7 protein-coding genes and 2 tRNA genes are annotated in these 12376 nt (G+C 65.4%); 5 read left to right on the top strand and 4 right to left on the bottom strand.

Annotated features, from left to right (window positions below; all coding sequences use genetic code 11):
- Positions 1–159: 159 nt before the first annotated feature.
- Positions 160–1623, bottom strand: a complete 1464-nt coding sequence (locus tag ABFP37_RS03845; protein WP_347032786.1) for a zinc-dependent metalloprotease — start codon at positions 1621–1623, stop codon at positions 160–162.
- A 222-nt stretch (positions 1624–1845) separates the two neighbouring features.
- Between ABFP37_RS03845 and ABFP37_RS03850 the strand changes: the two genes are divergently transcribed.
- The 5 genes from ABFP37_RS03850 to ABFP37_RS03870 all read left to right on the top strand — a co-directional run bounded on the left by ABFP37_RS03850 (position 1846) and on the right by ABFP37_RS03870 (position 7840).
- Complete coding sequence (locus ABFP37_RS03850) at positions 1846–2997, top strand: S16 family serine protease (protein ID WP_347032787.1); 1152 nt, start codon at positions 1846–1848, stop codon at positions 2995–2997.
- 243 nt (positions 2998–3240) lie between these two features.
- A complete protein-coding gene (locus tag ABFP37_RS03855; protein ID WP_139362790.1) occupies positions 3241–6171 on the top strand; it encodes a UPF0182 family protein in 2931 nt (976 codons plus the stop codon).
- 183 nt (positions 6172–6354) lie between these two features.
- Positions 6355–6428 (top strand) — tRNA-Met (locus ABFP37_RS03860).
- Positions 6429–6664: 236 nt separating this feature from the next.
- Positions 6665–6741, top strand: a tRNA-Met gene (locus ABFP37_RS03865).
- 163 nt (positions 6742–6904) lie between these two features.
- The gene (locus tag ABFP37_RS03870) at positions 6905–7840 is read left to right on the top strand and encodes a hypothetical protein (protein ID WP_347032788.1); all 936 of its coding nucleotides are present in this window, start codon (positions 6905–6907) and stop codon (positions 7838–7840) included.
- A gap of 12 nt (positions 7841–7852) precedes the next feature.
- Here the strand turns inward: ABFP37_RS03870 and ABFP37_RS03875 are convergent, their stop codons facing one another.
- The 3 genes from ABFP37_RS03875 to ABFP37_RS03885 form a co-directional block, all read right to left on the bottom strand.
- Entirely contained in the window at positions 7853–9274 is a 1422-nt protein-coding gene (locus tag ABFP37_RS03875; protein ID WP_078028052.1) for a deoxyribodipyrimidine photo-lyase, read from the bottom strand.
- An 86-nt stretch (positions 9275–9360) separates the two neighbouring features.
- The gene (locus ABFP37_RS03880) at positions 9361–10149 is read right to left on the bottom strand and encodes a PspA/IM30 family protein (protein WP_078028051.1); all 789 of its coding nucleotides are present in this window, start codon (positions 10147–10149) and stop codon (positions 9361–9363) included.
- 125 nt (positions 10150–10274) lie between these two features.
- On the bottom strand, positions 10275–12323 hold the full coding sequence (locus tag ABFP37_RS03885) for a TPM domain-containing protein (protein ID WP_347032789.1): 2049 nt from the start codon (positions 12321–12323) through the stop codon (positions 10275–10277).
- Positions 12324–12376 lie beyond the last annotated feature (53 nt).

Here is a 12376-nt window from a genome sequence, read left to right on the forward strand (position 1 = left end):
CCCGCCTCTTGGTGGCGGAACAGACCGTGGCCCGGCAACCCACGAACCTCTTTGAACCCGAGGTTCCAGTCCTACATCAGGGACCGGCCCGCCACACTTCATATCGTCTAGCCCCTGCCGGAGCGGTTCCTGCTTCGGACGGTCCTGGTTGGACTGTTCCTACTTGTCCTTGGCGTCGGGAGTAGCGCCATCGGTGCCGTCATCCTCCGCGGTGCCGCTATCCTCTGCCACACCATCCTCCGGGGCGCCGGAATCCTCGGCGGCCCCGGCTTCGGGGCTGTCGAAGCCGCCGTTCAGCAGTTTCGTGAGTGCGTCGTCCACCTCGCTGTCGCTGGCTTCGGCCAGCTTGCGGCGTTCGCTGAAGCCCTTGGGGTCATCGAGGTCCTCGGCCGTGGGGAGCAGGTCGGGATGCTTCCAGATGGCATCGCGGCCATCAATTCCGCGCTCTTCCTTCAAAGACGCCCACAGTGTTGCGGCCTCGCGGAGGCGCCGGGGGCGCAGTTCCAGTCCCACCAGGGAGGCGAAGGCGTGTTCGGCAGGGCCGCCGGTGGCGCGGCGGCGCCGGACGGTTTCGCGGAGGGCGGCGGCGGACGGGAGGACCTTCTCGGTGGCCGCCGCGGTGAGTTCGTCAACCCATCCTTCAACCAGGGCGAGGGCGGTCTCCAGTTTCTGGAGGGCCTGCTCCTGGGCCGGGGTCCGCTGGGGCATGAAGACACCCTGCGAAAGGGCCTCCTGAATTCCTTCGGGGTTGCTGGGGTCGAGGTCCCGGGCGAGCTCTTCAATCCGGGACGTGTCGATGTGGATGCCTCGGGCGTAGGCCTCGATGGCGCCCAGCAGGTGCCCCCGCAGCCACGGGACCTGGACGAACAGCCGGGCGTGGGCGGCCTCGCGGACAGCAAGGAACAGGCGAATGTCGTTCTCCGGCAGGCTGAGTCCCTCGCCGAACTTTGCCACGTTGCCCGGAAGCAACGCCATTTCCAGGTCGGCCAGCGGAACGCCGATGTCAGTTGAACTGACCACCTCGGCGGACAGTGCACCGATGGCCTGCCCCAGCTGCATGCCGAAGATGGCGCCGCCCATGTTCTGCAGCATGGAGGAAGCGCCGCCCATCATGGACTTCATTTCCTCGGGCATCTGCTCGGTCATGGCGCTGGACAGCGCGTTGGCGATGCTGTTGGCCACCGGCTCCGTAAGCCGCTTCCAGGTTCCGAGCGTTTCCTCGACCCACTCTGCACGCGACCAGGCGCGGCCGATCAGGCCCGTCGCCGGCAGGTCGGTGACCGGGTCCAGCCACAGTTCGGCAAGCCGCAGGGCCTCGTCCACCTCGCGTAACTGCGGCGTCGTGACGGACGGATCAGAACTGCTGGCGGCAACACGACGGGCGTTGTCGTGGGCCAGTTTCCAGTTGACGGGTCCCTCGGACGGGGCGCTCATCATGGCTTGGACCTGTGAAAACATCTGTGCCAGCAGGTTGGGATCGTCGGGGAGCCCGGCCGCTTTCGCCAATTCGGCGGGGTCGATGTCGCCCATGCCCTTGCCGCCCATGAGGTTCTGCAGCATTTCTGCCAGCGGATCCTTCGGGTTTTCTTCGCCGTTAGGCGGATTGAGTGGGTTGGAGGTCATGATCCCGCCGATCGTCGGTGTGACTACTGATCAACCTTCACGCTACCCCGCGGGCGGGCGGCTGTCTGCCGAATGGGGGTCCGTTCGCTGTAGGCAAAGAGCTTTCACCCGGCGCGGACGCGTAGTGTTAGAAATCGGAATGTTTGCAGGTTGTGCCACGGCTGTCCGCTGGCCGCCGCCACGGTGCCGCGAGCTACAAACGCGGTGGGGAGAGGTCCTTCAGTGACGATTACCAAGGGCGATCAGCCCTCAGAGGAGTCCGCGGCTGCCGCGGGCAGCGGCGAGCCGGCCGGCGCGGAAATGCACGGCACGCCCAAGTCGGCGCGCGACCCCCGGGTCTCGACCATGATGCTCGCCGGACTCCTTGCCCTCGGACTCGGCGTGACAGCCGCCGTCCTGCCGGTCCCGTACGTGGTGGAGTCGCCGGGGCCCACGTTCAACACCCTGGCCAGTGACAACGCCAAGCCCGTCATCAGTGTCACCGGGCACGAGACGTTCCCTGCGAAGGGAAACCTTGACCTCACCACCGTCTACGTGGACGGAGGGCCCAATGGTCCGGTCAGCGTTTTCGAGGCCTTCTCCTCCTGGCTCGACGGCTCGAAGGCCGTCTATCCGCAGGAACTGATCTTCCCGACGGGCGTCACCAAGGAACAGTCGCAGCAGGAGAGCGCCGTGGCCATGACCACGTCGCAGGAGAATGCCGTGGCCTCGGCGCTGCACGAACTCGACATCCCGTACGGGCAGAAACTGGAAGTCGCCGATCTTTCTGACGGCTCAGCCGCCGCGGGCAAGCTCAAGGCGGGAGACGTCTTCGCCTCGATCAACGGCAAGGCGGTCACGTCACTGACGGTGATCCAGGAGGAACTGGCCGCCGGCAAGGGCAAGCCGGTCGCCGTCGTCGTGGACCGTGGCGGGAAGCCGGTCACGGAAACCGTAACGCCGGCCCGGAGCGAATCGGGGCGCTACATCCTGGGCGTCCTGCTCAAGTACCGGTTTACCTTTCCGTTCGACGTGAAAATTTCGCTCGACAAGGTGGGCGGCCCCAGCGCAGGAATGATGTTCGCCCTGGGAATCATCGATACCGTGACGCCCGGAGACCTCACCGGCGGAAAACACATCGCGGGGACGGGCACCATCACACCCGAAGGCGCCGTGGGGCCCATCGGGGGAGTTGCCGTGAAGATGCATGGCGCGCGGGCCGCCGGCGCCACGATGTTCCTCGCACCCGCAGCGAACTGTGCCGAGGTCACCGGGCACATTCCGGACGGTCTCCAGGTGGTCAAAGTGGAGAACCTGGACGAGGCGCGCCGTGCGGTCGAACTGGCCGCAAAGGGCGGCGACACATCGGGCCTTCCGGGCTGCACCAACAACTAGACTAAACCTAGGAACTATGGCCGGGCTTCACTCGTGGCAGTAATTGACAGCCGTTGCCACGCGGGCCGTCGGACAGCGCAAGCTGACAGGTGCAGGGTGCCCGCGGGCGCCCGGCACCGGGCATGTTGCTGTCACCTGAAAACTGAAAATACGATCAGCAACTGACAAAGCTATGAGGTACAGAGTTTGTCCCGTCCTGCCAGCCCCACCCCGCCCGGAAGACTCCAACCAAGGCGCGGTGCCTTGACGCCGACGCTCATTGTCGTAGCGCTGGTTGTCGTCGGATTCATTTTCTTCGCCAACGTGTGGACGGACGTCCTCTGGTACCAGCAGCTTGGCTTCTTCGAAGTGTTCCTGACGGAAAACCTCGCCAGGATCGGCATCTTTGCCGTTGGATTCGCCATCATGTTCGCCGGCGTTTTCTTCGCCATCCGGATCGCCTACCATGCCCGCCCGGTTTATGCTCCGGACTCTGAAATCCGCGACAACCTCAACCGGTACCAGGCCCAGCTGGAGCCCGTTCGCCGTGTGGTCATGATCGGACTTCCCGTGCTGTTCGGCCTCTTCGCCGGCAGCGCGGCCTCCAGCCAGTGGCAGAAAGTCCTTCTGTTCTTCAACCAGGAGCCCTTCGGCCAGAACGATCCCGCGTTCGGGCTGGACATCGGCTTTTACCTGATGACGCTACCGTTCCTGGGCTTCGTCACCGGATTCCTGATCAGCGTGGCAATCGTGGCCGGCATTGCCGGCATCCTGACGCACTACCTCTACGGCAGCATCCGGATCATGGAGCGCGGCATCTTCACGAGCCGCGCCGCCCAGATCCACCTCGCCGTTACGGGCGCATCGTTCCTGATCCTCCTCGGCGTCAACTTCTGGCTGGACCGCTACGCCGCCGTGCAGAACAGCGGCGGCCGGTGGGCCGGCGCGCTGTACACGGACGTCAACGCCGTCATCCCCACCAAGGCCATCCTGGCCGTAGCGGCTGTCCTCGTCGCCATCCTCTACATCGTGGCCGCGGTCATCGGAAAGTGGCGGCTGCCCGTCATCGGTACGGCCATGCTGGTCATCACGTCCATCCTCGCCGGCGGCGTGTACCCCTGGGTGATCCAGCAGTTCCAGGTGCGTCCCTCGGAGCAGACGCTGGAACGGGAATTTATCGAGCGCAACATCGGAATGACGCGTTCGGCGTACGGTCTCGACCAGGTCAAGGTGCAGCGGTACAACGCCACCACCACCACCTCAGCCGGGGCGCTGGCGCCGGACGCCCAGACCACCGCCAATATCCGGCTCCTGGACCCGAACCTGATTTCGGACGCCTTCTCGCAGCTCGAACAGTTCCGTCCGTACTACCAGTTCCCCAAGGCCCTCAACGTGGACCGGTACCTGGTCAACGGCAAGGTGCAGGACACCGTCATCGCGGTGCGCGAGCTCAATCCCGAGGGCCTCAGCCCGGATCAGCAGTCCTGGCTGAACCGTCACGTCGTATACACCCACGGCTATGGCGTGGTCGCTGCCAAGGGCAACAAGTTCACGGCGGACGGAAAGCCCGAGTTCCTGCAGTCCGGCATCCCGTCCACGGGTGTCCTCGGCAACGACAAGACCTACGAGCCGCGAATCTACTTCGGCGAGGACTCTCCGGAGTACTCGATCGTGGGAGCGCCGGAGGGCGCGGCGCATCGTGAGCAGGACAGGCCCGCGTCCAAGGAGGGCGGCGAGACCCAGTACACCTTCACGGGCAACGGCGGCCCCAATGTCGGAAGCTTCTTCAACCGGGTCCTGTACTCGATCAAGTTCCAGTCCTCGGACCTCCTGCTTTCCGACGGCGTGAACGACGCTTCGCAGATCCTGTACGAGCGCAACCCCCGTGAACGCGTGCAGAAAGTGGCGCCTTACCTGACCGTTGACGGAAACGCGTACCCCGCCGTCGTCGACGGCCGGGTCAAGTGGATCGTGGACGGTTACACCACCAGCCAGTACTACCCGTACTCCCAGCAGGAACAGCTGTCGGACGCCACCAAGGACTCTCAGACCACCGCCGGCCGCAATGTTGCACTGCCCAACAGCTCGGTGAACTACATCCGCAACTCCGTCAAGGCGACCGTGGATGCCTACGACGGCTCCGTCACCCTCTACGCGTGGGACGATCAGGATCCCCTTCTGAAGGCCTGGCAGAAGGTCTTCCCCACTTCCCTGAAGCCCTTCTCGGAGATGTCTGCGGACGTCATGAGCCACGTCCGCTACCCGGAGGACCTGTTCAAGGTTCAGCGTGAGCTCCTGGGGCGTTACCACGTGACGGACCCCGTGAGCTTCTACAAGAACGACGACGCGTGGAGCGTTCCCAACGATCCCACCGTTTCGGATCCGGTCAAGCAGCCGCCGTTCTACATGTCGCTGCAGATGCCGGACCAGAAGACGCCGGCGTTCCAGCTGACATCGGCCTATATTCCCCAGGTGGTGGACGGGAATGCCCGCAACGTGCTCTATGGATTCCTGGCCGCCGATTCGGACGCGGGCAGTAAGAAGGGCGTGAAGGCCGGTTCATACGGTGAGCTCAGGCTCCTGCAGGTTCCGCCGGAGGCCCAGGTTCCGGGCCCAGGCCAGGCACAGAACAAGTTCAACTCTGATCCGACGGTGTCGCAGGCACTGAACCTGCTGCGGCAGGGTGCCTCCGACGTGCTGAACGGCAACCTGCTGACGCTGCCGGCCGGTGGCGGCATGCTGTACATCCAGCCTGTCTACCTCAAGTCCACGGGTGAGACGTCCTACCCGACCCTGCAGCGGGTGCTGGTGGCCTTTGGCGACAAGATCGGCTTCGCGCCCACCTTGGATGCCGCCCTGAACCAGTTGTTCGGCGGCAATTCCGGGGCGACGGCCGGAGACAAGGACAACAACGGGCAGACGTCCACGCCGCCCGGCGGCACGACGCCTCCGGCAACGGGCGAGGTGGGTGCCAAGGCTGCGCTGAAGGCCGCCCTGGACGAAGCCAACGCCGCCATCAAGGCCGGCCAGGAGGCTTTGGCGAAGGGCGATTTCGCGGCCTACGGCGAACAGCAGAAGAAGCTGGCGGCGGCGTTGAAGAAGGCGCTGGACGCCGAGGCCAGGATTCCCGGCACCGGCACTGCCAGCACTCCGACGTCACCGTCTGCCACGCCGACGCCGACGCCGAGCAGTTAGCGGCTAAGCAGCCGCACGCGAACGGTCAATGGCCAGCACGTGAGGAAGCCGGTCCCGCACCCCCGGAAGGGGAGCGGGACCGGCTTTTCGCATTTCCCGCCCGGCGGCGAAGGCACCGGAGACGCAGATCACGTCGCCGCGATTTGGCCTCCCGTTCACTGGACGGTAGAGTTGTTCTTGCGACGCGGGGTGGAGCAGTTCGGTAGCTCGCTGGGCTCATAACCCAGAGGTCACAGGTTCAAATCCTGTCCCCGCAACTGAAGAAAAGACCCGGATCACCGCAAGGTGGTCCGGGTCTTTTGCTGTTTCCGGCGCTGTTTCCGGCGCTGTTTCCGGATTGGAATGCGGGGTGGCCGGTCCGGGGCGACCGCCCAGGGTCCGCCCCAGGGGTCCGCTCCGGGCGTCCGTGCGGGGTCCGGCCGCGGACGTCGGAGGCCACCGGAACGGGAGTGGCGGGAGTGACGGCAAAAGTAGGGTAGTGTTGATCAAGCGACGCGGGGTGGAGCAGTTCGGTAGCTCGCTGGGCTCATAACCCAGAGGTCACAGGTTCAAATCCTGTCCCCGCAACCACAAAGAGGCCCTGACCGGGGATAATCCGGTCGGGGCCTCTTGCATTGCCGGGCCGTTGTCCAAGTGCTAGCAGTTCCTAGTATTCTCTTTCGCAGGGCCCGGAATTCCTGGCAAGCGCGCGGCACCCACACTGGTCAGTCATTCTCGAGAGGAATGTAGTTCGATGTCCACAACGAAGAACAAGTCCGGCACTTCGAAGGGCAAGCGGTCCAGGCTCTACTGGGCGGTGCCTGCGGCGCTTGTGGCCATGGTGCTGGTGGTCCTTCTCGCCAAGTGGCTCACGGGCCTGCCCGCGGTCCGGTCCTTCATGACGGACTACCCGGGGCACTCGGAGCTGCCGGCCGGTGCTCCCGTCGGTTTCCCCGCGTGGCTGGCGTGGCAGCACTTCCTGAACGCCTTCTTCCTCCTGCTCATCATCCGCACCGGGTGGCAGGTGCGGACCACTACGCGGCCGGGCGGCTACTGGACCCGCAACAACAAGGGACTCATCCGGACCAAGACCGCCCCCACGAAAATCAGCCTGGAACTGTGGTTCCACCTGACCCTGGACGCGCTCTGGATCCTGAACGGGCTGACCTTCGCGGTCCTGCTGTTCGCCACCGGTCAATGGATGCGGATCGTGCCCACCGGCTGGGACGTTTTCCCCAATGCAGCCTCCGCCGTGCTCCAGTACGCGTCGCTGAACTGGCCCACGGAAAACGGCTGGGTCAACTACAACGCCCTGCAGTTGCTGACGTACTTCGTGACCGTCTTCATCGCCGCTCCGCTGGCATTCATCACCGGCCTGCGGATGTCCAACGCGTGGCCCAAAAAAGCTGCCGCCCTCAACAGGGCCTACCCGATCGAGGCCGCCAGGGCAGTGCACTTCCCTGTGATGATCTACTTCGTGGCGTTCATCGTTGTCCACGTGTTCCTGGTCCTGGCCACCGGCGCCCTGCGGAACCTCAATCACATGTATGGCGGAAGCGACGACGTGAGCTGGGTGGGTTTCTGGATCTTCGCCGCGTCGGTGGCGGTAATGGTCGGGGCGTGGTTCCTGGCCACGCCGCTGTTCCTGCGCCCCATTGCCTCCCTCATGGGCAAGGTCACCAGCCGCTGATCCGCGGGCCGCTCAGGTCGCCTTGAGCTGCTGGTAGCTCTCCAGCGCGCGTTCGCGGGATTCCTGCAGGCCCACCAGCGGGCCCGGATAGTTCGGCGCCGCAGCCGGGTTTTTCCAGGGCTCGTGGACGGCACTGTCATCCAGGGCGGCGAGTTCCGGGATGAACCCGCGAAGGTACCGGCCGCCGGCGTCGAACTTCTTGCTTTGCGTCACGGGATTGAAAATCCGGAAGTAGGGCGAAGCATCCGCGCCCGAGCCCGCCACCCACTGCCAGTTGGCCGGATTGCTGGCCGGATCGGCGTCAACGAGTGTGTCCCAGAACCAGGCCTCACCCAGGCGCCAGTCGGCCAGCAGGTTCTTCACCAGGAACGACGCCGCGGCCATGCGGACCCGGTTGTGCATCCAGCCGGTCTGCCACAGTTGCCGCATGCCCGCGTCCACGAGCGGATACCCCGTGCGACCCTGCTGCCACGCCGCCAGTTCGGCCGCCGACGGCGTTTGCCAGGCAAAGCGGTCGAACTCGGGACGGTAATTCTCTGTCGCCAGGCCAGGATTTTCGTACAGGAGCTGCCAGCAGAATTCACGCCAGCCGAGCTCGCTTCGAAAAATACCGACGTCGGCCGGAGCGTGCCGCGGGAACCGCTCGCGGAGCGCGTGCCAGATCCGGAACGGGCTGATCTCGCCAAAGCGAAGATACGGGGAAAGCCGGCTGGTGCCCTCTACCCCGGGCACGTCCCGTCCGGTCCCGTATTCTTCAACAGGCCCGTCCAGGAAGTCCTCAAGCCGCCGGTGGGCTCCTTCTTCGCCGGGCGTCCAGGCCTCCGCGAGGCCCCCGCTCCAGTCGGGGCTGCGGGGGAGCAGCCCCCAGCTGTCGAGATCGTCACCGGCCGGCACGGAGCCGGACACAGTGGCGGGCTTTGGAAACTGAGCGGGTGAGCCGGCAGGTGGCCGGGGCTCTGCTCCGGCCAGGCAGGAACGCCAGAACGGCGTGAACACCTTGTACGGGCCTCCCGTGCCAGTCCGGACCGTCCACGGCTCGAACAGCAGGTTCGCCTGGTGGCTCGTGGCGTCAATGCCCTGTTCGGTGGCCCACTCCTTGATGCCGGCGTCCAGCGTCCGCTCCGGCAGCCCGTAACGCCGGTTCCAAAAGATGGCCCCGGCAGCGGTCTGCTCCGCCAGTTCCCGGATGACGGAGGCGGCGCCACCCCGGCGGAGCAGCAGGCGTGATCCGTTCGACTCCAGGTCCGCGGCAAGAGCGGACAGCGAATGGTGAAGCCACCATTTGGCGGCTCCGCCGAGCGGGCGGATTCCGGGAGAGACCTCATCCAGGATGTAGACCACGGTCAGCGGATCCGGCAGGGAGGCCGCGGCAACGAGGGCCGGGTTGTCGTCGAGGCGAAGGTCGTCCCTGAGCCAGACAATCGTGGAAGCCATGGCTCCACGCTACACGCCGCGGGCATAGCGGAGGCCGGGGTCCTGGGGACCCCGGCCTCCGCCCGGTTAGGTCGCTAGTTAAGGGGCTAGAGCTTGTCGAAGTCAGCCTCTTCGACGGTCGATCCTGACGCCGAACCGTTGGCTCCGGCGCCGATGGCAGGCTTGGCGCCTCCGGACTTCAGAGCGGCCAGGCGTGCCTCGATTTCCGTCTGCTCGCCGAGATCCTCCAGCTGGTTGAACTGGGCGTCAAGGCTCGACGCCGCGAGCTCCTGCTGGCCGCGGACCTTTGCCTCTTCGCGGCGGATTTTCTCCTCGAAACGCCCGACTTCGCTGGTGGGGTCCATGAAGTCGATGCTCTTGAGGGCGTCGTGGACCTGGGACTGCGCGGCAGCCGTCTTCGAACGGGCAACCAGCTCGTTGCGCTTGCTGGTGAGCTGGTTGAGCTTCCCCTTCATCTGGTCCAGGCCGGTCTTGAGCCGGTCCACCACCTCGGACTGGGATGCAATGTTGGGTTCAGCTGCCCTTGCCTCGTTCTCCGAGGACATCTGGCGCTGCAGGGCAACCTTCGCGAGGTTGTCGAATTTCTGGGCGTCGGCTGCATTGCCGCCGGACCGGTACTCATCGGCCTTGCGCGACGCCGCCAGGGCCTTGTTGCCCCAGTCCTGGGCGTTCTTGATGTCCTCGTTGTAATCGTCCTGGAGCATGCGCAGGTTTCCGATGGTCTGGGCCACAGCAGCTTCGGCTTCCGCAATGTTGTTGGTGTAGTCCCTGACCATCTGGTCCAGCATCTTTTGCGGATCCTCAGCCTGGTCCAGCAAGGAGTTGATGTTGGCCTTTGCCAGCTGCGCCATGCGGCCGAAAATGGACTGCTTCATGGTGTTACCTTTCGTCCTGCTCAGTGTGTCCCACTGAATTCAGTGAACAGTTGATACCGCTTCTACCCGCCGGCCGGATTCACCGTCACGGCGCCTAGTTTTGCCCTACTGGAGCTGGCTGCCTGCTAGAAACTGCCGGAGTCGCCTCCGCCGAAGTCGCCGCCGCCAAAGTCGCCGCCGCCGAAGCCGCCGCCTGAGTCGCCGCCCCAGCCTCCGCCGTCGCCGCCGTCGCTGTGACCGCCACCCCAGCCGCCGCCGCTGCCGCCGTTCAGGATGGAGTTGATGAGGATGCCGCCAAGTATGGCGCCGCCCAGGCCGCCGCCTCCGCCGCCGCCGAACATGCTGTTCCTGCCATAGCCCTGATTGGCGTAACCGCCGAAACTGTCGACGTCGGACTGGGCCAGCTGGGCGGCCTGGGCAGCGAGGGCGTGCGCCTGCTGCGCGTACGTCAGTGCGGTGACGGGATCATTGCGTGAGATGGACAGCGCGTAATCGAGGTTGCGCTGGGCCTCCGCCAGCCGGGTCCGGGCTTCAGTACCCACCCCGCCGCGCCTGGCCGTGATGTAATCCGAGGTCGCGCTGATCTGCGCCTGTGCAGACATGATGGTCTGCTGCAGGGATGCCTGGGCACGGCGTGCCTGCTCTTGCTGGTCACGGATACCGCTCAGGGCCTGGTCCAGGGTCCGGTGCGCCGATTCGACGCGCTCGAGCGTGGCGATCGGGTCAATCCTGCCGCCTTGGATTTCACTCTTCACCTGGGCCAGTGCCGCTTCCACGCCGGCTACCGGGCCGGAAAGCTCCGGATGCTCGCCGGTCTGGATCATGGCCTTCGCCTGGGCCAGGTCCTGGGACGTGTCCACGACTGCGGATTCGAGTCCCTGCCGGGCCTCGTCCAGGCTGCCGGCAACCTTGGAAATGGCGCCCAGGAGCACGTTGGTCTGATGCAGGCTCTCCTCGGCGGCACGGACCGCCACGGCGGCAAGGCTTCCCTCGCCTGTTTCGAGCTTTTCGTGGGCGGTGGCACCAGCGTTCTGAACGAAGGCGAGGCGTTCCTTGGCCTGGGTGATGTTGTCCGCGACCTGGACGAGCGCGCTGTCGGCGTACTTGCCGCGCAGCTCAGCCAGCGTCTGTTCAGCCTTCGCTATTTTCGCGTCGGCGTCCACGGCCTCGGCGTTGACGGCGGCCAGGGCCTGCGGCGCGTTCTTTTCCAGTTCGCGGAGCGAGTCGAAGTCGGCCTTCTGCTCTTGGAGCGATGACAGGGCTGCCTCGGAGCGGCGGATGATTTCGCCCAGCCAGCTGCGCTGCTGCTCCTCGGTGTCGGGAATGTGGTCGTCCAGCTGCTGCTGTAGCTTGAAGGATTCGGACATATGCCCCTTGGCCTCCTGGAGCGCCCGGGTGAAGTTGCCGACGGCGGACTCACCGTACTGGGCCTCTGCGAAGCCGAGCTCCTGCTCGCTGGACTTGATGGCGTCGTCGGCCTCGATCAGCAGCGAGCCGCTCTTCTTGCGGAGTTCGTCGACACTCAACGAAGCAAGGGGATCAAGCTCCGCGCCCTGCGGGCCGTAGCTCGCGCTGGACGCCTGGGCCTTCTTCCTGCGGTTCCTGAGGTAGAGATAGGTTCCCGCACCGCCTGCCGCCAGGACGCCGGCACCCACGAGGACGGCCGTTCCGGCGCCGCCGCCGGACGGAACGGTGCCGCTCCCGCCGCCGGCAGCATCACCAACGGCTGCCGCGGTGTCAATGGCAGCCTGTGCGTAGTCCTTCTTTCCGCCAGCCAGGTTGGCTGCGACCGCGTTTTGTGAGATGGCCCCGGCCTTTGAGGCAATGGCACTCGCCGAGTTCGGGGCGAAGTAGTACTGGCCGGCGGTTGAGATGGCAAGGAGGACATCAGCCCTGCCCATGCCCTTCTGTTCGGCGACGGCCTTGCCCCAGTCCGCGGGCTTTGCGGGGTTTTCAAAGGAATTCACAGTGACCACGTACAGGTTGTACTTGTGGTCCTTGAGCAGCTTCTGGATGGCGTCCTGGACTTCACCCTTGCGGCTGCCCAGGACATTAGCCTTATCTACGATGTTCTGGCCGGACGGGATGGGTACCGGATCCTCAGCCCAAGCTGCCGCGGCGGGAAACGCCAGCATTCCAGTCAGGCCGATCACGGCGAGAACACGTTTCAACATTGACCGCATGGCAACCCTTCAGCACACCTGCGACTGTATCGGGACGAACAGTC

It is taken from the genome of Burkholderia sp. RS01 (assembly GCF_039748055.1).
GTDB lineage: Bacteria > Actinomycetota > Actinomycetes > Actinomycetales > Micrococcaceae > Arthrobacter.

Excerpts from the sequence above, each read along its gene's own strand:
- ABFP37_RS03875 (WP_078028052.1), bottom strand. The coding sequence starts at position 9,274 with ATGGCTTCCACGATTGTCTGGCTCAGGGACGACCTTCGCCTCGACGAC.
- ABFP37_RS03845 (WP_347032786.1), bottom strand. The coding sequence starts at position 1,623 with ATGACCTCCAACCCACTCAATCCGCCTAACGGCGAAGAAAACCCGAAG.
- ABFP37_RS03880 (WP_078028051.1), bottom strand. The coding sequence starts at position 10,149 with ATGAAGCAGTCCATTTTCGGCCGCATGGCGCAGCTGGCAAAGGCCAAC.
- ABFP37_RS03870 (WP_347032788.1), top strand. The coding sequence starts at position 6,905 with ATGTCCACAACGAAGAACAAGTCCGGCACTTCGAAGGGCAAGCGGTCC.
- ABFP37_RS03885 (WP_347032789.1), bottom strand. The coding sequence starts at position 12,323 with ATGTTGAAACGTGTTCTCGCCGTGATCGGCCTGACTGGAATGCTGGCG.